This window comes from Arenibacter sp. F20364 (genome assembly GCF_023015905.1).
Classification (GTDB): domain Bacteria; phylum Bacteroidota; class Bacteroidia; order Flavobacteriales; family Flavobacteriaceae; genus Arenibacter.
On the sequence record NZ_JALKBD010000025.1, the window covers coordinates 31,145 to 53,380 of the forward strand.

A 22,236-nucleotide genomic window follows, 5' to 3' on the forward strand; every position below is an offset into this window, starting at 1 on the left:
AAAAAATGTGTAGTTAAAAATTTCTTAGTGTCGCATCCCAATGAATTACCGAATTACATTCTAGAACAGGATTTGAAGAAGACATTTTTCGAAAATAATTAAATTCCTGAAACGATTATCCCCTGGGCAAAGCCACTAGAGAATGTTTGGGTTAAAATTTTATTTCGTTCCAAGTGGACGAATAAAGAGGGGCTATTTTGTTCAAGGTTTGCTTAAGTTGTACAATATCAACTTTTGGACCATCAGAAAATACATTTTGAATTTCTTCGGACTTTGCATCGAAAAAAGTTTGAATTAAAAAAGCGTTGGGATGCCTTCCGGACATGGTCTCCAGCAAACGCATGGTACCTGCGACCACTTGTTTTCCGGTACTATTGTTATCCGCCAACACATCCAATCCTTTTCTGTGGTAATTGTACATGGCTATCCTATACTCCCTGTAAGAGTTGGATAGAAGGTTGTCCACCAACTCAAACCTACTTCTTTCCCCAGATGTTTGCGCCCACCCTGAAAAACCGGCACTTTGGGCCAAGGTAACAATCTGTTGTGCCTTCTTATAAAAGTCGCTTCCTCCCTCCAAGGAAAAAGTATCCGCATCCAACCCCAGAATCATATAGGTGTAGAAAGATACAACCCCTACCAAATTGGAAGTTATGTTGTTTTCATTTAAAATCAATGGTTGAAACTCTATATAATCAAAACTGAGTTGATTGTCCTTATAATTAAGAATAGGACTTTCATAGGAGGTATTAAAAACCGGTCTTGAGGATTGAATCTGAATATTGCCCTTAAACCTACTGGATTCATACTCCGTAATGGTTATGAACATTTGGGCGTTCACCCTTTCATTTTCCTTATAGACCCTATTGGACCATCTGTTCTTATTTACAAAATCGTTTAAGGAACGTTCAAGTGTCTTAAAAATTTGCTGATTGGTCTGCCCTACCTGATCCGAGTTTATGGTAACCACACAATTTAATTCCTGTGCTCCCAAGCTTATGGAAGTTATAAAACAAATTATGGCTACAAATAGATTACGCATGGATGCTGTTCTTGATTTCATTTAAAATATCCAAGGCCACCTCCGCCTTGGTTTTTAACTCAAACGTTTTAATATCCAAATTCTTATCTATGACCGATATTTTATTGGTCGATTTTCCAAAACCAGCACCGGTATCGTTCAGGGAATTTAAGACAATGGCGTCCAAATTTTTTCGTTTTAATTTTCCAATGGCGTTTTCTACCTCATTTTCGGTTTCCAATGCAAAACCGACCAAAAACTGATTCTTCTTCATTTCACCCAACGCAAACAAGATGTCCTTATTCTTAACCAAGGTAATGGTAAATTCCTCTGAAGTTTTCTTAATTTTCTGTTCTGCCACTAATTTTGGTTTGTAATCGGCTACCGCCGCAGCACAAATAACAATATCCATATCCGGATATAAAGCAACAGTTTCTTTAAACATTTCATCGGCCGATGTCACCCTAACAACTTCCACAAGGGTATGTGGCACGCTTAAATGGGACGGCCCGGAAACTAAATACACCTTAGCCCCAAGCTTGGCAGCATTTTTTGCCAATTCGTAGCCCATTAGACCTGTTGAGTGATTTCCTATAAATCGGACCGGATCAATAGCCTCATAAGTCGGCCCTGCCGTTATCAATACTTTTTTACCGCTTAGCGGCAGCCCCTTGCCAAGGTGATCATTAAGAAAGTCCACGATATCTTCGGGTTCGGCCATACGGCCCTCCCCTATCAATCCACTGGCCAACTCTCCCGATGTGGCCGGAATCATAATATTCCCAAAAGATAATAACTTTTTAAAAGTAGCCGTAGTGGACGGATGTTTATACATATCCAAATCCATGGCTGGCGCAAAGTAAACAGGGCATTTCGCCGATAGATAGGTAGCCATCAACAGATTATCGCAAGTACCATTTGCCATTTTTGACATAGTATTTGCCGTAGCCGGAGCAATAAGAACAATATCTGCCCAAAGCCCCAATTCCACATGATTGTTCCAGGATACAGTTCCGTTTTCCTCATCTATAAATGAAGTAAGCACTGCATTCTTGGACAGGGTTGCTAAGGTTAAGGGGGTAACAAAAGAGCTGGCGCTTTCCGTTAAAACAACTTTAACGTTAGCGCCAGCTTTTATAAGTAAACGAACTAAAAAGGTGGTTTTATAAGCAGCTATACCCCCAGTAATGCCCAAAAGTATATTCTTACCGCCCAACATCCTTTAAGCGTCTTTCTCTGTATTCCTATGATAAATTTTATCGTCCAACCATTCCTTCACCGCCAATGCATGTGGCTTAGGTAATTTTTCGTAAAATTTAGACACCTCTATCTGCTCTTTGTTTTCAAAAACTTCTTCCAAACTGTCACTATAAGTTGCAAACTCCTCCAACTTCTCCAAAAGCTCTTTCTTAATTTCAGAATTTATCTGAACAGCTCTTTTAGCCGCTATGGAAATGGCCTCATAGATATTTCCGGTTTTGGCATCGAAATCATTCTTGTTGATCGTTACCGTAGAAACAGGAGCTTTCGAGTTTTTTAAATCGTTCATATTCATATCAAATGGTATTTTTATTTGGAATAAATTTCTAATTCTTTTTCAACTTTTGCCATCGTCTTATTCGCATCCTTTAGATACTTGGACTCCGGAAAGTATTTTTTGAAAGCCACATATGCTGCCTTGGCATTGTCCAATCTTTCTTTTTTAAGATAATCAAAACTGTTCAGTGCTAGATTGGTAGAGGCGTCAAACTTGTAATAAAGGGCATCTTCCCGATAAACTGAACCTGGGTTATCCGAAATAAAGTTATCAAAGGCAGCAACCGCAGGGGTCAGGAAGGTATAATCAAATTCGCCAATGGTATTGAACTGTTTTGCTATCTCATAGGATTTTCGCTCCTTCTTCGTAGTCAACTCCCTAGCCATAATATTGGCTTCTACCAAAAATTCGGATTCCGGATATGTATTAATAAAATTTTGCAATTTAATTAGCGCCTTATCCGTATCGGTTTGATCTAAAGAATATTTAGGGGAGAGTTCATAATAACTTTTCGCACCATAAAATCCCGCCTCAGCTACTTTATCGCTCTTGGGGTAAGACTTTAAGAACCTTTCAAACTGGTAGCCCGCCATATTGTAGTCCCTAGTCTGGAAATAAGAATTAGCAAGAAAGAACATAACACGTTCACCTTGTGGCTTACCTATATACTTTGGGGCAATTTGTTCCAATAAGCGGTTTGCCCTTTTAAAATCGCCAGCATCATAAAAATTTTCTGCCAAATCATATTTGGCCTTAACATCTTCATTTTTAAGTACCTTTTGGTACTCACTACAAGAGCTAAGGATGGCAACCAATAATAAAAAGGAAAATAGACGCTTCATTTTTAAAAACATTTTGCAAAATTAAGGATTCTAAACGGATATAAAAAACATTTTTATAGTGCTAAAATAGCCCGCCGCTTTACCAACCGCAACATTTTTGTGCAAGTTTTAACTTTGTAGGTATAAAATCCTTTATGAGATGGTTGTATTTTACTATACAGCCGTCTTTAGCAAGGTATTCAAAAAACTTTTAATGGTCTTTTTCAGGGTTGCGGTGGCTTCTACCAATGGCAACCTAACAACTGCGGTTCCAAGGCCTACAGCTTCAAACAAGGCCTTGATCCCTGCAGGATTGCCTTCTTTAAAAATTAAATCCATACCGTCCTGAAGAGCATAATGTAAGGCAAAGGCTTCCTTGACCTTACCGGCCAATCCGAAACGTATCATTTGGGAAAATTCTGAAGGCAGTCCCTGGCCCAAAACAGATATTACCCCAGAGCCACCGGCCAATACCGTAGAAAGCGCCGTAAAATCATCTCCGGAAATTACCATGAAATCTGCAGGTTTGTCCTTTATGGTACGCATTATTTGGACCATATCACCGCAAGCCTCCTTAATGCCCACAATATTGTTAAAGTCATTGGCCAGTCTCAAAACCGTTTCGGGCAGCATATTGCTACCAGTCCTACCGGGTACATTGTATAAAATGATGGGCTTGGACGAAGCTAGGGAAACGGCTTTAAAATGTTGATATATACCCTCCTGGGTAGGCCTATTGTAATAAGGGGAAACCGATAAAACAGCTACAAAATCCTCTAAATTGGTTTCTTGAAGTTCTTCCACCACGGCTGCAGTGTTATTGCCGCCTATTCCCAAAACCAATGGAAGCCTTCCTGCATTGGCATCTACAATGGTGTCTATAACCAGTTGTTTTTCTTTTTTGGACAATACCACGGACTCCCCTGTGGTCCCTAAAACAACCAAATAATCTATTCCACCATTTACACAATAGTTTACGATTTTTGCCAAAGCTATCGTATCTATAGAAAAATCCTCCTTAAAAGGAGTCACCAGGGCAACACCCGTACCAACTAACTGTTCCATTATTTAATCTCATTTAAAACCCTTAAGTATTTCCTCAACTCCTTTTTGAACGTTTGGAAATCCTTGATGGGAGTATTCAATATCAAATCATTTAAATTTTTATCCACATTTCCAAAACCAACCTTTAATCTGGCCTTGGTCTTTAAAGTCATTAATTGCAATAATAATTTTTCATCCGTATAATAATTAACCAAAAGATCATATTCCCTATTTAAAAACTCAAGGGCATAACTGTTTTCTATGTTCGCCTTCCATCCCAAATCCTTGTCGGAAAAAACTGGTGTGGAATATGGAGAATTTTTGTCGTAAAATTTCTTGTATCCAATTATTTTCACAGAATTGGGCCGTAACGAAAATTCATCCACAAACTCATAAAAAGCATTTGCATTTTCAAACTCGTCCAAATCCACAATACAACCCACAGAACTTATGCCTTTATCCCTGTTCACAGCTTCTGACGGAGCATTCAACCCCTGCTGTAAAAACTTTTTACCGGCCCTAAATTTAATTTTTTCCTTAAGCGCTTTTAAAAACATGTATTTTTACATTTTCAAGAATGTAAATGTAAATAATATCACCTCAACATTTATACGAAGGTAAGAAGTATATGATTTTAAAAAACAAACATTTTGTTATAATTGCAACAATTGTATGCTTGATGGGGTGCAAGGAATCCATTCCCAAATTGAGAGGCATTGAGGGACAGAGGATTCAGATTAATTACACTTCCAATCCAAAAGATTCAATAGAAAACGTCATTGCTCCCTATCGCAGGAGGATCAACCAGATATTGGATAGTGTTTTGGCCTACGCCCCGATGGCCATATCTAAAACAGATGGCACCCTTAACACTCCTGCAGGCAATTTAATGGCCGACATCGTAATGCAGGAAGTAAACCCGGTGTTTAGTGCCAGAACCGGCAAGAAAATAGACTTTGTACTTCTTAACTTTGGCAGTATTAGATCCGTCATTTCTAAAGGCAACATTACCGAGCGCACAGCCTATGAGGTTATGCCCTTTGAAAACTCGGTGGTCATTGTCGAACTGGACGGTAAAGCTATCAGAGCAATGGTATCATTCCTAATAAAGTCAAGCGTTGCACATCCTATTGCTGGGATACAAATAATCGTGGATAAAAATAAAAGTTTGCAAGCGGTAAACATACAAGGAATACCATTTGACGAAAACAAGACGTATTATGTTGCCACTTCAGATTATTTGGTAACCGGTGGTGATAAAATGGACTTTTTAAAAGAATATATTTCCTTGACCGATTCCGATTATCTGATTAGAAATACCTTAGTAGATTATTTTAAGAAAATAGATACCCTAACTGCAGCTACGGATGACCGATTTATGCAAATCAAATAATTATGGAACGTAGAAAATTTATTTCTGGAACAGCAGCTTCCACCGCTTTTATTGGCATGGGAGGACTATCTATGAATTCTTGTCAAAATTCTGCGAAAAAGCACATTACTATTTTGCACACGAACGATGTGCACAGCCATATTGACCCCTTTCCAAGCAACCATTCTATATATCCCAACCTAGGCGGCTTGGCCAGAAGGGCAACTTTGGTAGATCAAATAAGAAAAGAAAACCCTAATACACTATTGTTTGATGCTGGCGACATTTTTCAGGGAACACCCTACTTTAATTTTTATGGGGGCGAATTGGAATTCAAATTAATGAGCATGTTAAAATACGATGCCGCTACCATTGGCAATCACGATTTTGACAACGGCCTAAACGGCCTTTATGCCCAACTGCCTTATGCTTCCTTCGATTTTTTATCTGCCAATTATGACTTTACAAATACCCTCATGGAGGGTCATGTGCAGCCCTATAAAATTTATACTGTAGACGAAATAAAGATTGGGGTCTTTGGATTGGGGATAGAGCTTGCCGGACTGGTCACCAAAAAATTGTACCAAGAAACCGTTTACCTCGATCCCATAGAAATTGCCCAAGACATAAGCCGCACTTTAAAAGGGGAACAAAAATGTGATTTGGTAATTTGTCTATCCCATTTGGGATACCAATATCAAAACCTTCAAAAACCCGACGACCTAAAATTAGCGGCCAGCACAGAGCACATCGATTTGATTATTGGCGGCCATACACATACATTTTTGGATAGGCCCACCATTGTAAACAATAGAAAAAACCATGAAATATTAGTAAACCAGGTAGGCTGTTTCGGTATTAATTTAGGCCGAATCGACTATTATTTTGATGATGGCAAACAAAACACTTCCGAGGGAGTGTCTATAAAGGTATAACCACATATTATGATTCAGGAAAAAGGAAAACCTATAGTTTCAAAAAAAATAATTAAGATTCTGGGAGATGATTTTGTGGAACATACGGATGATATAGCCGTTGAGGAGCCTTTACAAATTAGCATTGGCGTTTTAAAAGTGGGTTCCCCCATCAACAACAAAGATATCTCCATTACTATGAGAACCCCGGGACATGACCGGGACCTTGCCATTGGATTTCTGTTTACCGAGGGCATTATTATGGCTTCCCATCAAATTAAAAGGGTTATCCTGGATGAAAATAGTGTGAATGTACAATTAAACGATTCGGAAAACCTAGATCTTAGTAAACTGGAAAGACATGTCTATACTAGTAGTAGTTGTGGTGTTTGTGGCAAAGCCAGTATTGAAGCCATAAAAACAGTGTGTCGCATACCTCTTTCCTCTCCGATTTTTCAGATCGAAAAAAATCTCATTAAATCTTTTCCTAGCATACTTCAGCAGGAGCAGAATATTTTCAACAATACTGGAGGAATACACGCAGCGGCACTATTTAATATTCAAGGAGAACTAATTGCAATGCGCGAGGATGTTGGAAGGCACAACGCTTTGGACAAGATAATTGGCCAAGTACTTACTGAAGATCTATTGCCCTTGGACCAACATCTATTGTTTCTAAGTGGTCGTGCAAGTTTTGAACTTGTACAAAAAGCGGCCATGGCAGGGATTCACTTCATTATGGCCGTGGGAGCCCCATCCAGTTTGGCCGTGGAAATGGCCTTGGAACATGATATAACCCTGATAGGCTTTCTTAACAAAACCCGATATAATATCTACACTGGCTCCAATCGGATTAAAATTTAGGAACCTAAGCTTTGAGACTGATAGTCTAATACCTAACTTTATAGAATAAGGTTTAAATTTAGTTGCAATGAAAATTAGGATACAAGGAAACTCCGTTCGTTATAGACTTACACGGTCAGAAGTTGCTATATTGAAGAAAGACGGTTACCATAAGGAACAGACCGCATTTAATGGAAAAAAATTTACCTATGCGGTAGCTGCCAAGGAGAACATTACCAAGCTGCAAGCAGAGTTTAATGGAGACACCATCACCCTATTTTTACCAAAGGAAGAAAGTGTAAAATGGCCAGACAGTGAACGGGTAGGCTATGAAAACAAGATGGTCTTAAACGACGGTCAGGAGCTAAACTTATTATTGGAAAAAGATTTTGTTTGTTTGGATGACCGCATTGAGGACCAATCGGATAATTACCCCAACCCTGCCGCAATAACCCAAAAATAATGGCCAACAACCCTAAAAAAGTAAACCCTAGTCCTACGGGACCGGAAAAATTGACCGGTCTTAAAACCTCTGAACCTAAAAAGGTAGCTGCAGGTATGCCTGCGGTTATTTCCTCTGCAAAACACGTATTAAGTGAAATGGGTTTGGGAAGAGGTTTAAAAGCACTTGCCAACCTTAACCAAAAAGGTGGAATTGATTGTCCTGGCTGTGCTTGGCCAGATCCAGATGATGATCGAAGCTCAATAGCCGAATATTGCGAAAATGGCGCCAAAGCCATTGCCGAAGAAGCAACGACCAAAAAACTGGACACTGCCTTTTTCCAAGAGAACAGTGTTTCCAAACTTTCCATGCTTTCAGATTATGAAATAGGAAAAAAAGGTAGGTTGGCACAGCCCATGTACTTGCCCGAAGGCTCCGACCATTATAAGGAAATATCGTGGGAAGGAGCTTTCTCTAAAATAGCAGAACATCTAAACGGATTAAAAAGTCCCGATGACGCTATATTCTACACCTCGGGAAGAACAAGTAACGAGGCCGCTTTTCTTTACCAACTTTTTGTTAGGGAGTACGGCACCAATAATATGCCCGACTGTAGCAATATGTGCCATGAAAGCAGTGGCGTTGCCCTTACGGATACCTTGGGCATAGGCAAGGGATCCGTAAAACTGGAAGATTTTTATGAGACAGAGGTCATTCTGATCTTAGGCCAAAATCCGGGCACCAATCACCCAAGAATGCTGAGCGCCCTTAAAAAGGCAAAAGAAAATGGAGCTACTATAATCTCAATAAATCCGATCATTGAAACCGGACTATTGAATTTCAACAATCCCCAAGAAATAAAAGGGGCATTGGGAATAAGGTCTAAATTAACGGACTTATACCTTCAAGTAAAAATAAACGGCGACATGGCCCTCCTTCAGGCCTTGGTAAAACTAATGCTGCTTGAGGAGGACAAACATCCTGGGGCTGTTTTTGATTTAGATTTTATCCGTGATAAAACCAAAGGGTTTATAGACTACTTGTCCCACATTAGATCACTTGATCTAAATAAATTAATAGCAGAATGTGGAATTCCGCTTCAAACGCTACAGGGCGTAGCCAAGATACTATGCGACAAAAATAAAATTATTACTTGTTGGGCCATGGGTCTTACCCAGCACAAAAATTCGGTGAATACCATAAAAGAGGTCGTTAACCTATTATTATTAAAGGGAAGCATAGGAAAATCTGGGGCCGGTACCTGCCCTGTCCGTGGTCACAGTAATGTGCAGGGGGACCGAACCATGGGAATTTACGAAAAGCCTTCCCAAGCATTTTTGGAACGCCTGGAGAGGGTATTTCGTTTCAGTCCACCGCGAAAACATGGCTTTGATACGGTAGAAAGCATTAAAGCCATGCATGCCGGCAAGGCGAGAGTATTTTTTGCCATGGGCGGTAATTTCCTATCCGCAACACCGGATACGATGTTTACGGCCGAAGCGCTACAAAAATGCGACCTGACCGTTCAGGTATCCACCAAACTTAACCGAAGTCATCTCATCCATGGCAAGGAGGCGCTGATCCTACCTTGTTTGGGAAGAACGGATAAAGATTTTATTAATGGGGAATTGCAATTTGTAAGTGTTGAAAATTCCATGGGCGTTGTGCATAGCTCCAAAGGAAGCCTAAAACCCATATCCTCCCTAATGCTAAGCGAACCAACTATAGTTTGCCAAATGGCTATGGCCACATTGAAAAACTCCAAAGTAGATTGGAAAAAATATCTGCAACATTACGATCACATTAGGGACAGTATTGAAGAATGTGTTCCCGGATTTGAAAACTTTAACCAAAAGGTGCGACAGCCTTCCGGCTTTTATTTACCCAACGGGGCAAGGGACAACTCTTACAATACCGCAAGTGGAAAGGCCAATTTCAGTATTTCCAAGAGTGACGCTGTTGTTTTAGAGCAGGATGAACTATTAATGATGACCATAAGAAGCCATGATCAATTTAACACCACTATTTACGGCCTTAATGATCGTTATAGAGGTATTTTTAATGAACGAAGGGTCATATTGATGAATGCCAGGGATATGGAAAATCATCAACTTATGGAAAGGGATTTGGTAGACCTTTATAATTATCACGATGACAAAGAAAGGCTTGCCCCAAATTTCATTGCTTTAACTTACGATATCCCGGAAAAATGTTGCGCCACTTACTTTCCGGAAGCCAATGTTTTGGTTCCCTTAAACAGCACCGCGGATCAGAGCAATACTCCCACTTCCAAATCGGTCGTTATAAAAATCAAAAAAAGTGAACCCTAAAAAGAAATCTGGCACTGGGATCAACAGTTGCATTAAATCAAATTGATATGGTGACCATAAAAAGAAGCAATTCAGAGAATTCGGATTTTATCAAGCTGGTTCAATTACTGGATGCTGATTTAAAAATCAGGGATGGAGATGACCACGACTTCTATGCCCAATTCAATGGTATAGAAAATCTACCCCATGTTATATTGGCCTATTTGGACAATACACCCATAGGTTGTGGTGCCATTAAGACATATAATGCCACTACTATGGAAGTAAAAAGAATGTATGTTGCACCAAATGAACGCGGAAAAGGAATTGCATCAAAGATTTTAAAGGAGCTTGAAAAGTGGGCCTTGGAACAGAATTACAGTTCCTGTATACTGGAAACGGGACTCAGGCAGCCAGAAGCCATAGCACTCTATAAAAAGAACGGTTATTTGTCTATCCCCAACTACGGACAATACAAAGCAATTGCCAATAGTGTTTGTTTTTTAAAAAAACTATGACTTTATTTTCAAAAACATTACCTTACCGATCATATAAAACAAATTTTCTATTTATTCTAATCCTTATATAATGTTTAAAAAAGTATATCTCCCGTTTCTTCTAGTTTTATTCACTTTAAATACTTGGGGCCAAGCCAGCCAACGTGAATATTACCAACTTAAAACCTACCTTTTGGATAGCGAAGAACAAGAACAAAAAACGGACAAATACCTAAGTGAAGCCTTATTGCCTGCCTTAAAAAGATTAAATATTAAGAATGTTGGTGTCTTTAAGCCCAGGACAATCGACTCTTTAAATCCACGAAGTATTAAGGTGCTGATCCCAATGAAGGCTATAGCCGACCTGGAAACCTTAAATTCCAAACTACAAAAGGATAAGGTATATATGGCGGCAGCAAAGGGCTTTTTGGATGCCCCTTTTAAAAACCCTCCTTATAGCCGGAAGGAATCAATTATTCTAAAGGCTTTTGTGGATATGCCGAAGATGAAGGCGTCTCCCTTAACTGGGCCTCGAAAAGACCGTATATACGAATTAAGAAGTTATGAATCTGCAACAGAGGCCAAGTATATCAACAAAGTAGATATGTTCAACAAAGGAGGGGAAGTGACCCTTTTTGACAATTTGGGCTTTAATGCCGTATTCTATGGCGAGGTATTGTCCGGGGCCACAATGCCAAACCTTATGTACATGACGACATTTGAAAATCAAGCCAGTAGGGATGCCCATTGGAAATCCTTTTCCGACTCGCCAGTCTGGAACAAACTAAAATCGGATCCCAATTACCAAAACAACGTTTCCAAAAACGTTACCCGTTTCTTTTACCCAACGGAATATTCCGATTATTGATCGTAAGCCAGGGTCTTTTTCCCTTTTTGGCAAATGCCCCTCGGAACAATGAACATTAATTGCACAAAAAAAAGCGGTCATGAAAATTTATCATGACCGCTTTTTTGTATTATTCCAATCAGGCTTTGACGCAAACAAGCAACATTACTGCTATTGGGCTAAAAAATACTCCACCAATTGCTGTTGTTCTTCTTCCAAACTTATAACAGGAAAATTTTTTCCGGCCATTCTGTACCAATATCCGGCATTGAACTTATCTCCTTCTTTTCGGTGCAGATAGGCATGGATCCAGCTGCCATTGGTGTCGTGCATGTCCTGCGCAATGTTATGGGATGACTCCCAATCCCCCTTGGCATCAAACCACATGGCCTGTATGGTTTCGTTCCAGTCAGGCGGCGGGGCTTGCAGGGAAAGGGATTGTTCAAACTCCTTAAAACTTTTTGGAATGGACATCTTAAAAAATTTAATTTGATGGTCTACGCCACCGTATTGGACAAGGTTCCTATTGCATCTATGGTAATGTTGACCACATCTCCGTGATCCAAAGTAAATGAATCGGGAGGTACCACTCCTGTCCCGGTCATTAAAAGACTCCCATAAGGAAAGGACATTTCACGATAAAGATAGTGAACAAGGTCCGTAAGCTTTCTCTTCATTTGCCCCACTTCGGTCTCCCCTTCGAAAACCGTATTACCTTTACGAAGAATTTCAATTTTTATTTTGGCTTCCAAAGAAATAGGTTCTTTGGATAGCCAAATACAAGGACCGATCGCTGCTGCGCCATCATAACTTTTGGCCTGCGGAAGATACAATGGATTTTCGCCTTCTATATCCCTAGAACTCATATCATTGCCTATAGTATAGCCTATTATTTTGGCATTAGGGGTTACCACTAAGGTCAATTCCGGTTCTGGGACATTCCATTTGGAATCCTTTCTGATCCTAACATTCTGCTTATGCCCCACGGCACGACTAGCGGTACTTTTAAAAAACAATTCTGGCCTTTCCGCATTGTAGACACGGTCATAAAAATCCCCCCCACCAGCATCCTTGGATTCTTCAATACGGGCCTCCCTACTCTTATAGTAAGTTACTCCGGATGCCCAAATTTCCTGGCGCCCCACAGGTGGCAATATACTGCCATTCAATAGTGCTTCACTATTTTGAATAGGCTCAAGTTGGGAAATTAGGCTTAGGGTATTGTCGTAAACATCATCATCGGCAATAAACGTATCCCAATCTTTATCGGTCAGATATAATTTATTGTCATTCTCAATTAAAGCACCTTGGTTGGTCTTAAAAACTTTCATCTTTTTTATATTATATTAACAAACTAATTATGGTTAAAACGATCATCGCAGAAAACCCCAAAATGGCAGTTCCCAAACTATGTGTCCTATATCCCTGATTTACCTTCATATCACTTAATTGGGTTACTACCCAAAAAAAGCTATCATTGGCATGGGAAACCACGGAAGCACCAGCACCAATTGCAATTACTGCCAAAGCCTTTGAAGTTTCAGTATCAAAACCCATGGCGGGCATCAAAGGGGCAATAATGGAGGCTGTTGTAATAATGGCCACTGTAGAGGAGCCTTGAGCAGTCTTAATGCCGGCCGCAATAAGGAAGGGCAGCCATATTCCCAAGTTTCCAGTGGCAACATTCGATTCCAATAAAGAACTTATGTCCGATGTCTGTAAAACTTTTCCAAAAGCACCACCGGCCCCGGTTATTAATATAATAATAGCTGCTGAAGTCAGCGCCTCCCCTATCCAACCAGAGGTGCCCAACATTTCCTTATCCAATTTCTTGGGCAAGGTAAAAGACAATACCATCCCGATCAACAAGGCCACCACAGGGTTACCAACGAACCCAATTACGAACTTAAAATTTCCGTCCCCAAATGGTAGTGTCGGGTACTCGGCGAACGACCTCAAAACAATAAGGATGATAGGAACCACTATTGGAATAAAAGATTTAAAAACGGAGGGAGCATTTTCCAACTGTGCATTAATCTGCTCCTCAGTGACTTTGGGTGCTGGATCGATAAAAATTTTGGAACCTATTTTTTTGGCAAACATTATACAGACCAACAGGGCCGGAATACTGGTCATTAGTCCGAAGAGGATAACCTGACCCAAATCGGCACCTAAGATTCCCGCAGCAGCAATGGGTCCGGGAGTTGGGGGTACCATGGTGTGGGAAGCCATTAAACCTAGTGACAATGCCACTGCAGTTCCTGCCAAGGACAATTTTGCCTTTTTTGTAAGTGCCCTATTCAATGGGGAGACGATAATAAAACCGCTATCGGCAAATACCGGTATGGATACAAAATAACCAATAAAACCCATCGCCATATGAACGCGCTTGGGACCAATAATCTTTAGGACAAGGTTGGCCAAGGTATAGGCCCCGCCCGATTTTTCCAGAAAAGTCCCTATAATTAATCCTGCTATAATGATAATGCCAATGCCCCCAATGGTGCTTCCAAAGCCATCATTAATGGTTTTAATAAGCTCATCCAATGGGAGTCCCGAAAAAATACCGAATAACAAACTGGCGGCAAGCAACGCCAAAAATGGGTGAAGCTTAAAACGGGTCGAGGCCACAATTATAAATACAATGCATAGCAGAAGTAGTAGTATGGTATACATAATTACAATTTAGAACAAATATCCTTTACCCTCATAAACCTTTATTTTTTTGCTTCCAACTCTATTCATTTCCTATTCCCGTGGACTTGACAATTATAGCATATTCATGAAATCTGTCTCTGAAATAATAGGAACTCCCAGACCTTCGGCCTTAGTCCTTTTGCTAGGCCCCATCTTATCCCCTGCCACAAGATAAGAAGTTTTTGAAGAAATACTAGAGCCTACCTTTCCTCCGTTATCCTCGATCAATTTTTTAAGTTCATCCCTACTCAAAGTTTCAAAAACACCTGAAACAACAAAAGTTTGCCCCTTTAAAAGATCGGTCTGATTCTCCAGTTTATCGGCAGACACTTCAAACTGCACTCCGTAACCCTTTAGTCTGGAAATAATTTCCATATTGATCCAATTACTAAAAAATGACACCACACTTTCTGCAATTCGTTGGCCAATTTCATCCACCGTCATTAATTCCTCTACCGTAGCCATCATAAGGGAATCTATATTTTTATAGGCCTTGGCCAGTTTCTTGGCCACAGTTTCCCCAACAAACCTGATTCCTAAGGCAAAAAGCACCCTTTCGAACGGTATTTTTACCGATTCGGCAACGCCTTTCACCAGATTTTCGGCCGACTTTTCAGCCATTCGTTCCAAGGGTATCAATTGCTCTTTGGTAAGCAAATAAAGGTCCGCGTAATTCTCAATAAGCCCCTCCTTAAAGAGAAGTTCAACGGTTTCCCCTCCGAGCCCCTCGATGTCCATCGCCTTGCGCGAAATATAATGTTGTATACGGCCGGTAATCTGGGGAGGACATCCGTACTCGTTGGGGCAATAATGCTTGGCATCTCCCTCGGTACGTTCCAAGGGGGTATTGCACTCCGGACAATGATCTATATATTGGGTAGGCTGGGAACTTATCGGTCTTTTGGTAAAATCTACCCCCACTATTTTCGGGATTATTTCCCCTCCTTTTTCAACAAAGACGGTATCACCTTCCCTAATATCGAGCTTTTCTATTTGGTCGGCATTGTGCAAGGATGCCCTTTTTACAGTAGTACCCGCCAAAAGTACCGGCTCCAAATTGGCAACGGGGGTTATGGCCCCGGTACGCCCAACTTGGTAAGTAATTTCATTTAACACGGTAGAGACCTGCTCCGCCTTGAATTTGTAGGCCATGGCCCAGCGTGGAGACTTGGAAGTGTACCCCAATTCCTCCTGGTGTTGAATACTATTCACTTTAATGACCACCCCGTCCGTCTCATAGGGCAATTCGTGCCTATGTTTGTCCCAGTGATCTATAAACTCCAGCACCTCCTCCGTGGTTTTACATAATTTGGCCGCTTTTGGAACCTTGAATCCCCAATCCCTAGCTTTCTCCAACATTTGTGATTGGGATTCCAATTTTAAATTTACCCCAACAATACTGTACAACAGACAATCCAATGGTCGTTCGGCGACCAGGGCACTGTCCTGCAATTTTAAACTGCCAGAGGCCGTGTTTCTTGGATTCATATAGGGATCCTCTCCATTCTCTATCCTTTCTTGGTTCATTTTGGCAAAGCCTTCAAAAGGCAAAACAATCTCCCCGCGAATATCAAACTTAGGGGGATAACCCCCTTTTAACTGTAAGGGCACCGATCTAATGGTCTTTATATTACTGGTTACATCATCTCCCTGAAATCCATCACCACGGGTCACCCCTTTTACCAACTGGCCATTTTCGTAGGTCAAACTAATGGAGGCACCATCATATTTGAGTTCACAGGTAAATTCAACCGGGGCATCGCCCAATATTCTTTGAATGCGTTTCTCCCAATCTTCCAAGTCTTCTTTCGAGTATGAATTGTCCAAGGAATACATGCGATGCTCGTGGACCACAGTTTCAAAACTTTTGGTAATTGTTCCTCCCACCCTTAAGGTTGGGGAACTGGCATCATAAAATTCTGGATGTTTTGCCTCAAGAGCCTGTAACTCCTTTAGTTTCATGTCAAACTCAAAGTCAGAAATAGTTGCATTGTCCAATACATAATAATTATAATTATGCTCCCGAAGCTCTGTTCTTAGGTTTTCTATTTTTTGTTTGATTTCCATTTATAGTTGATCCTTTTTAATCCATATTGGCAATGGCAAGGGTTGGTAATTTTTCATTTTATCCAAAAGTCCGTCAATAGAATTATCTACCAACAATATATCGTAATATTCCTGCTTTAAAAATCCTTTATTCACCATGGTACGCAACATGGCGAGCAATTCATCATAAAACCCATTGATATTTAAAAGACCAATTGGTTTTTGATGCAGCCCAAGTTGGGCCCAGGTAGTCATCTCGAACAACTCTTCTAAAGTACCATACCCTCCTGGAAGTGTAATGATTCCGTCGGAGAGTTCATGCATCTTCAATTTCCGTTGATGCATATTTTCGGTAATAATAAGTTTGGAAAGTCCAGTATGAAATACTTCCTTTAATTTTAAAAAATCGGGGATAACTCCTATAACCTCGCCTTTATGGTCCAGGGCTCCCTGGGCCAATCTACCCATAACACCTATTTTCGCGGCACCATAGACCAAGGTTATATCCTCTTTTGCAAAAATGCCCCCTAACTCATAGGCGCAATTCGCTATTTCAGGGTCATTGCCCACACTGCTTCCACAAAATACAACTATGCTTTCCATTTTATCGAACTTTCCACTTAGGAAAATATTGGTGATCTATGTCTTTTTTTTATTCTCTGGGCCTTAAGGGACCATGGCCAAGTCTACTATTTCAACTTATTCAGTTGGAATCAAGCTGCCCTTTTAACATTCTATCATTTCCAAACATATCTTTTCTGAGTTCAATTTCCAAAAAATTCTCCTCTTCCAATAGTTGTTTCGTTTCCTTTCCAAGATATTGATTAATCTCAAAAAACAAGACTCCATTTTTCTCTAGATGACCCAAGGCGAAATGTGTAATTTTTTTATAGAACACCAAAGGATCTTGATCGGAAACAAAAAGAGCCAATCCCGGTTCGTGTCCCACTACATTATTTTTCATTTCCAATTTTTCCAATTCCCTGACATAGGGAGGGTTGGATACTATAATATCAAATTTACCTTTGAAACTTTCCATAAGTAAAATATCAGCTTCTATAAAGCTTATATCCACTTCATTTTCCTCAGCGTTCCGCTCTGCTATCTGAATTGCTTTTTTTGAAACGTCCAAGGCATATACTTTTGTATACGGAAGGTTTTTGGCCAAGGAAACGGCAATACATCCACTTCCTGTACCAATATCCAATATTTTCACTTCATCAGAAGAATCCCGTTTTTGAACCTCATCCAATATCCAATAAACCAATTCCTCGGTTTCTGGCCGTGGTATCAGAACATTTTCATCTACATAAAACTCCAGTTCACAAAAATGGGCCTTCCCTAAAATATGCTGAATAGGTTGTTCTTGTTTTAATTGGCTCAAAGCATAAAACAAGGGATCCTCATCATCTTTGGACACTACAAGATTAGGCTGCATGGCCAAAACAAATCTCTCTAAACCCAAATAATGATCTATTACCAAATAAAAAAAACTATCCACCTCTTCTTTTGGGAAAAGGGGATCCAGCTCTAAATGGTAAATATTTTTAATTTCTTTTAATAACATTCTCAATTTTTGGCAAACATCGTAATCATCATGTACCTAAATAGGATTTTAAATGACTGTAATTGGGTCTATAAACTTTTAAGCATCCAAACCGGACATGAATAATGACCGGTATTACCCATTGGCTCACTGATATAGTGAAACCCGGACTTTAGATACAATTTCTGGGCGTCTTCCATATAGGGCATGGTTTCCAAATAACAGTGTTCATAGCCATATTCGCTAGCTCTATCCAAGCATCTATTGATCATTTTAATTCCCAATCCCCTTCCCCTGGCCTCTTCCAGAAAATACATCTTCTGCAATTCACAGATGTTGCCATCGCAATTCTCCAACTGGGCAATTCCGGCACATCCAATAATCCTACCGTTTTCCTCGGCCACAAAATAGTCGGCCTTTGGTACATCATAATTTTCAAACATTTGATCCAAGGCTTTATCGGCATAGGCGGTACCCACTTTAGGAACACCAAGGTCCTCCAAAACTTTTCTTATTAGCCCGGCAACATTCTCATTGTCTTTAGGTTGAATTTCCCTTATAATAGTGACTGACATGTGATTACCAATAATCTACTTATATTGTTCTATTTTTACGAAGTGAAGATACACGAAAAATATATTTCAAGATGTATACAGCTCGCCAAAAATGGACTGGGAACCACCTTCCCCAACCCCATGGTGGGCAGTGTTATTGTGCATGAAGGTAAAATTATAGGAGAGGGCTACACCAGTGCCTATGGTGGCTCCCATGCCGAGGTAAATGCCATAAATTCCGTAAAGGACATGGCGCTTTTAAAAAAAGCTACCCTATATGTTACCTTGGAACCATGTTCCCATTATGGAAAAACGCCTCCATGTGCAGACCTGATCGTTAAGCATCAAATTCCGAATATTGTTATAGGCCTTTTGGATCCACATGAAAAAGTGGCCGGTAAGGGCATTGAAAAATTAAAAGCTGTAGGTTGCAATGTCACTGTGGGTGTCCTGAAAAAAGAATGCACGGAACACCATAAACGGTTTTTGACCTCCCATACCAAAAAAAGACCCTATATTATTTTGAAATGGGCAGAAACGGCCGATGGCTTCATAGCTCCCAAACAAGACAAGAGAAGTAACAATCCAGAACCTTACTGGATCAGCAATCCTTACTCCCAACAATTGGTACACCAATGGCGCAGTCAGGAACAGGCCATTTTGGTAGGCACCAACACAGTATTGGTCGATAATCCCAAGTTAAACGTTCGTCATTGGAAGGGAAGGAATCCTATTAGAATTGTTTTGGACAGGGAGTTGAAAATAGGCAATAAACATCATGTTTTGGATGGAAGCGTAAAAACCATCATTATAACCGCCCAACGTCCTAAAAATCCACAGCAGGAAATTTTATATGAGGTTGTCGATTTTGAAAATAATTTGGCAACCCAAATTTGTACCATCCTACATAAGCATGAAATAATTAGTGTTATCATTGAAGGAGGCGCAAAAACACTACAAAGTTTTATAGACTCCGAATTATGGGACGAGGCTAGAATCTTTAAGGGAAAGAGTCGATTTGGGGAGGGCTTGGAATCTCCTAGGATACAAGGTATTCTTCAAAGTGAAACGCAAATAGAATCAGACACACTAACACTCTTAAGACATGATTAAAAACATCATATTCGATTTTGGGGACATCTTCATCAACTTGGACAAACAGGTAGTTTTTAGAGCACTTCAAGATAATGGCATTCAAGAATTTTTACCTAAATACCATATTATCAATGAGGAATTTGAAGTTGGTAAAATCAGCCCTCAGGAATTTGTGGAAAGACTACAACCTGATTTTCCACACCTAAAGCCACAGTCAATCATCGATATTTGGAATTCTATGTTATTGGATTTTCCAGAATATCGCCTCAACTTTTTGGAAAACTTGGCTGGGGAGAATAGATTTAGGCTTTTCCTTTTAAGCAACACCAATGCCTTACATATACCCCACGTAACCAAGGTAATGGGGACAGAAAATTATGGGAGGTTCAAAAACGCTTTTGAGCAGTTTTATTTGTCACACGAAATTCATTTAAGGAAACCCACCCATGAAGTATTTCAGTTTGTTCTGGAACAAAATAATTTAAATCCAGAGCATACACTTTTTATTGATGACACCAAGGAAAATACGGATGCCGCCAATAAACTGGGGATAAAAACTTGGAACCTTTTGGTAGGCAAGGAAGATGTGGTTCATTTAAAGGATAGGTTATAGCATGTTGGATCTTGGATTGAGTATACTGTTTTCCAGCTTAATTTTTGTAGTTTTTAAATTGTTTGACACTTATAAGATTCAAACCCTTTACGCCATTATAGTCAACTATTTAGTAGCCTGTTCGGTAGGAATAATTCTTTACGAAAAAAAAATTGCGCTGTTGGAAATTCCCGGGAAACCATGGTTCCTAGGAACTTTGGTTTTGGGCATATTGTTTATACTCGTATTTAACCTTATGGCGGCCACCTCACAAAAAAGTGGTGTGTCCGTAGCTTCAGTGGCTACAAAAATGTCTTTGGTTATACCCGTCATATTTGGTCTACTGGTATATAATGAAAAACTAGGAGCCATAAAATCCGTCGGTATTCTGTTGGCTTTGGCTGCTGTTTACTTTGCTTCGGTAAAGGAAAAGGATATCCCGCTAAAGAGGAATATTATTATTCTGCCTGCCCTAGTTTTTATTGGTTCCGGGATAATAGATACCAGCATTAAGTATTTGGAGGAAACCCTTGTCCCTAAAGAAGAGTTCCCCTTATTCTCGGCAGTGGTATTCGGTTCCGCCGCCTTTACGGGCATTATTTTTATTACAATCAAATCCTTAAAAAAACAGTTGACGCCCAATATAACAACTGTAATGGGGGGAATTACCCTAGGGATCCTAAATTATTTTTCTATATTTTACCTTTTACGCGCCCTTCAACATGAGGGCCTTAACAGTGCATCTGTTTTTACCATAAATAATGTTGCTATCGTAATGTTTTCTACGCTTCTGGGAGTTGTTCTGTTCAAGGAACGTATCAGCATCAAGAACTGGATGGGGATTACACTTGCCATCATTAGCATCTTTCTAGTAGCTTTTTTTTAATAAATCCATATGGAATCGGACGTCTACAAAACCTTAAACAAACCTTCGGAGGAAATTTTGTTCAAAGAACGGAAAAGCAAGTTCTTTGGATACGCCTTCCCCATACAGCATGAGGAGGAAGTAAAGCCCATTATTGAGGAACTAAGAAAACAACACCATACCGCCAACCACGTTTGTTATGCCTGGCAGTTGGGGTTTGGGGATATGAACTACCGGGCCAATGACGATGGTGAGCCCAATAATTCTGCCGGAATGCCAATTTACGGCCAAATACAGTCCTTTGGAGTAACCAATGTACTGGTGGCAGTGGCCCGTATCTTTGGCGGCACTAAACTAGGGGTGGGTGGATTGATATCTGCCTATAGAACAGCTGCCCAGATGGCTCTGGAATCCGCGGATATAATAGAAAAAACTTTGCAGCAACATTATCTGCTATTTTTTGATTATTCAGAAATGGATAAGGTTATGCGAACCATTAAGCAACACGAAATGGAAATCATCTCCCAAAAAATGGAAATGGACTGCGCCATTGAAATTGCCGTTAGGAAAAACAATGCCCTTAATACCGAAAATATTTTTGCAGCAATGTACCCCGTGAAAATAAAAAAACTAGACGTCTAGGTTATCAAGAATATAATCTGGACACTTAATAGGCTTATTGGTTTTCATATCGATAAACGCCAGGACGGTATTGGCTTCTATCAACAATTCATTGGCCTCATTCCGAATCTCATAGTCAAATTCTATTCTTACCATTGGCCGTTTCTTAATACAAGTCCTTACCGTTAAAAGATCATCGTATACGGCCGATTTCCGATATAATATATTTAAAGAAATTACCGGCAACATTATTCCGTTTTCCTCCATTTTTTTGTAGGAAATACCCATAGACCTTAGCCACTCCACGCGTCCCATCTCCAGATATTGCGGGTAATTTCCGTGATAAACCACACCCATTTGATCCGTTTCACCATACCTAACCCTAAAAGAAAATTCATTAAAATCCATGTTATTCCGTGTAAAACCTTTATATTTAAAAGTGATAAAATTTTGTGGTACAACATGAGAAAAAAAAAGAGAAAATTCAACCACTTTGGATTTTTTTTTTAGAATATTTGTTCACATATTTGCCCACTTGATAGTCCCAATGAACCTGGCCGAATATCATCCTTA

25 protein-coding genes are annotated in these 22,236 nt (G+C 39.9%); 11 read left to right on the plus strand and 14 right to left on the minus strand.

Annotation, left to right across the window (positions count from 1 at the left end; genetic code table 11):
* Positions 1-151: 151 nt before the first annotated feature.
* From MWU84_RS17700 to MWU84_RS17725, 6 genes are all read right to left on the minus strand, one after another.
* Entirely contained in the window at positions 152-1,042 is an 891-nt protein-coding gene (locus MWU84_RS17700; RefSeq protein ID WP_246904285.1) for a DUF4835 family protein, read from the minus strand.
* On the minus strand, positions 1,035-2,240 hold the full coding sequence (coaBC, locus tag MWU84_RS17705; RefSeq protein WP_246904212.1) for a bifunctional phosphopantothenoylcysteine decarboxylase/phosphopantothenate--cysteine ligase CoaBC: 1,206 nt from the start codon (positions 2,238-2,240) through the stop codon (positions 1,035-1,037). Before coaBC ends, MWU84_RS17700 begins: the two co-directional genes overlap by 8 nt.
* A gap of 3 nt (positions 2,241-2,243) precedes the next feature.
* On the minus strand, positions 2,244-2,576 hold the full coding sequence (locus MWU84_RS17710; RefSeq protein WP_031444521.1) for a DNA-directed RNA polymerase subunit omega: 333 nt from the start codon (positions 2,574-2,576) through the stop codon (positions 2,244-2,246).
* A gap of 14 nt (positions 2,577-2,590) precedes the next feature.
* Positions 2,591-3,400 carry an outer membrane protein assembly factor BamD gene (gene bamD / locus MWU84_RS17715; RefSeq protein ID WP_246904213.1) on the minus strand — a complete coding sequence of 270 codons (810 nt, stop codon included), beginning with the start codon at positions 3,398-3,400 and terminating at the stop codon, positions 2,591-2,593.
* 153 nt (positions 3,401-3,553) lie between these two features.
* Positions 3,554-4,444 carry a 4-hydroxy-tetrahydrodipicolinate synthase gene (gene dapA / locus MWU84_RS17720; RefSeq protein WP_246904215.1) on the minus strand — a complete coding sequence of 297 codons (891 nt, stop codon included), beginning with the start codon at positions 4,442-4,444 and terminating at the stop codon, positions 3,554-3,556.
* Positions 4,444-4,980: a hypothetical protein gene (locus MWU84_RS17725; protein ID WP_246904216.1), complete on the minus strand. Its 537-nt coding sequence runs from the start codon at positions 4,978-4,980 to the stop codon at positions 4,444-4,446. The genes dapA and MWU84_RS17725 overlap by 1 nt, the downstream gene beginning before the upstream one ends.
* Before the next feature lie 122 nt (positions 4,981-5,102).
* On the opposite strand from MWU84_RS17725, the gene MWU84_RS17730 reads away from it, so the two are divergent.
* The 7 genes from MWU84_RS17730 (at position 5,103) to MWU84_RS17760 (ending at position 11,668) form a co-directional block, all read left to right on the plus strand.
* Complete coding sequence (locus tag MWU84_RS17730; RefSeq protein WP_246904217.1) at positions 5,103-5,816, plus strand: 5'-nucleotidase; 714 nt, start codon at positions 5,103-5,105, stop codon at positions 5,814-5,816.
* A 2-nt stretch (positions 5,817-5,818) separates the two neighbouring features.
* Positions 5,819-6,730, plus strand: coding sequence for a metallophosphatase (locus MWU84_RS17735; protein ID WP_246904218.1), 912 nt, complete (start codon positions 5,819-5,821; stop codon positions 6,728-6,730).
* A 9-nt stretch (positions 6,731-6,739) separates the two neighbouring features.
* On the plus strand, positions 6,740-7,573 hold the full coding sequence (fdhD, locus tag MWU84_RS17740) for a formate dehydrogenase accessory sulfurtransferase FdhD (RefSeq protein ID WP_246904219.1): 834 nt from the start codon (positions 6,740-6,742) through the stop codon (positions 7,571-7,573).
* A gap of 67 nt (positions 7,574-7,640) precedes the next feature.
* A complete protein-coding gene (locus tag MWU84_RS17745; RefSeq protein WP_246904220.1) occupies positions 7,641-8,015 on the plus strand; it encodes a hypothetical protein in 375 nt (124 codons plus the stop codon).
* On the plus strand, positions 8,015-10,324 hold the full coding sequence (locus MWU84_RS17750) for an FdhF/YdeP family oxidoreductase (RefSeq protein WP_246904221.1): 2,310 nt from the start codon (positions 8,015-8,017) through the stop codon (positions 10,322-10,324). Before MWU84_RS17745 ends, MWU84_RS17750 begins: the two co-directional genes overlap by 1 nt.
* Positions 10,325-10,371: 47 nt before the next feature.
* The gene (locus MWU84_RS17755) at positions 10,372-10,821 is read left to right on the plus strand and encodes a GNAT family N-acetyltransferase (protein ID WP_246904222.1); all 450 of its coding nucleotides are present in this window, start codon (positions 10,372-10,374) and stop codon (positions 10,819-10,821) included.
* A gap of 70 nt (positions 10,822-10,891) precedes the next feature.
* Complete coding sequence (locus MWU84_RS17760) at positions 10,892-11,668, plus strand: NIPSNAP family protein (RefSeq protein ID WP_246904223.1); 777 nt, start codon at positions 10,892-10,894, stop codon at positions 11,666-11,668.
* A gap of 150 nt (positions 11,669-11,818) precedes the next feature.
* On the opposite strand, the gene MWU84_RS17765 is transcribed toward MWU84_RS17760, so the two are convergent.
* The 7 genes from MWU84_RS17765 to MWU84_RS17795 form a co-directional block, all read right to left on the minus strand.
* On the minus strand, positions 11,819-12,121 hold the full coding sequence (locus MWU84_RS17765) for a hypothetical protein (RefSeq protein WP_246904225.1): 303 nt from the start codon (positions 12,119-12,121) through the stop codon (positions 11,819-11,821).
* 23 nt (positions 12,122-12,144) lie between these two features.
* Positions 12,145-12,978 (minus strand): fumarylacetoacetate hydrolase family protein, encoded by an 834-nt coding sequence (locus MWU84_RS17770; protein WP_246904228.1) that lies wholly within the window; start codon positions 12,976-12,978, stop codon positions 12,145-12,147.
* Positions 12,979-12,988: 10 nt separating this feature from the next.
* Complete coding sequence (locus MWU84_RS17775) at positions 12,989-14,323, minus strand: SLC13 family permease (RefSeq protein ID WP_246904230.1); 1,335 nt, start codon at positions 14,321-14,323, stop codon at positions 12,989-12,991.
* 93 nt (positions 14,324-14,416) lie between these two features.
* Positions 14,417-16,411, minus strand: a complete 1,995-nt coding sequence (gene ligA, locus MWU84_RS17780) for an NAD-dependent DNA ligase LigA (RefSeq protein WP_246904232.1) — start codon at positions 16,409-16,411, stop codon at positions 14,417-14,419.
* Positions 16,412-16,993 (minus strand): TIGR00730 family Rossman fold protein, encoded by a 582-nt coding sequence (locus tag MWU84_RS17785; protein WP_246904233.1) that lies wholly within the window; start codon positions 16,991-16,993, stop codon positions 16,412-16,414.
* 100 nt (positions 16,994-17,093) lie between these two features.
* Positions 17,094-17,957, minus strand: a complete 864-nt coding sequence (prmC, locus tag MWU84_RS17790) for a peptide chain release factor N(5)-glutamine methyltransferase (protein WP_246904234.1) — start codon at positions 17,955-17,957, stop codon at positions 17,094-17,096.
* A gap of 68 nt (positions 17,958-18,025) precedes the next feature.
* Positions 18,026-18,511 carry a GNAT family N-acetyltransferase gene (locus MWU84_RS17795; protein WP_246904235.1) on the minus strand — a complete coding sequence of 162 codons (486 nt, stop codon included), beginning with the start codon at positions 18,509-18,511 and terminating at the stop codon, positions 18,026-18,028.
* Positions 18,512-18,553: 42 nt separating this feature from the next.
* Between MWU84_RS17795 and ribD the strand changes: the two genes are divergently transcribed.
* Genes ribD through MWU84_RS17815 form a run of 4 tightly spaced genes read left to right on the plus strand, consistent with a single transcriptional unit; the run spans position 18,554 to position 21,684 of the window.
* Positions 18,554-19,603: a bifunctional diaminohydroxyphosphoribosylaminopyrimidine deaminase/5-amino-6-(5-phosphoribosylamino)uracil reductase RibD gene (gene ribD, locus MWU84_RS17800; RefSeq protein WP_246904236.1), complete on the plus strand. Its 1,050-nt coding sequence runs from the start codon at positions 18,554-18,556 to the stop codon at positions 19,601-19,603.
* Positions 19,596-20,198 (plus strand): HAD-IA family hydrolase, encoded by a 603-nt coding sequence (locus MWU84_RS17805; RefSeq protein ID WP_246904237.1) that lies wholly within the window; start codon positions 19,596-19,598, stop codon positions 20,196-20,198. Before ribD ends, MWU84_RS17805 begins: the two co-directional genes overlap by 8 nt.
* Position 20,199: 1 nt before the next feature.
* On the plus strand, positions 20,200-21,063 hold the full coding sequence (locus MWU84_RS17810; protein WP_246904238.1) for a DMT family transporter: 864 nt from the start codon (positions 20,200-20,202) through the stop codon (positions 21,061-21,063).
* Between the two features lie 9 nt (positions 21,064-21,072).
* Positions 21,073-21,684, plus strand: coding sequence for a YigZ family protein (locus MWU84_RS17815; RefSeq protein ID WP_246904239.1), 612 nt, complete (start codon positions 21,073-21,075; stop codon positions 21,682-21,684).
* Here the strand turns inward: MWU84_RS17815 and MWU84_RS17820 are convergent.
* Positions 21,673-22,071, minus strand: a complete 399-nt coding sequence (locus tag MWU84_RS17820) for a thioesterase family protein (RefSeq protein ID WP_246904241.1) — start codon at positions 22,069-22,071, stop codon at positions 21,673-21,675. The two genes, MWU84_RS17815 and MWU84_RS17820, sit on opposite strands and share 12 nt — an antisense overlap.
* Positions 22,072-22,236: the final 165 nt, after the last annotated feature.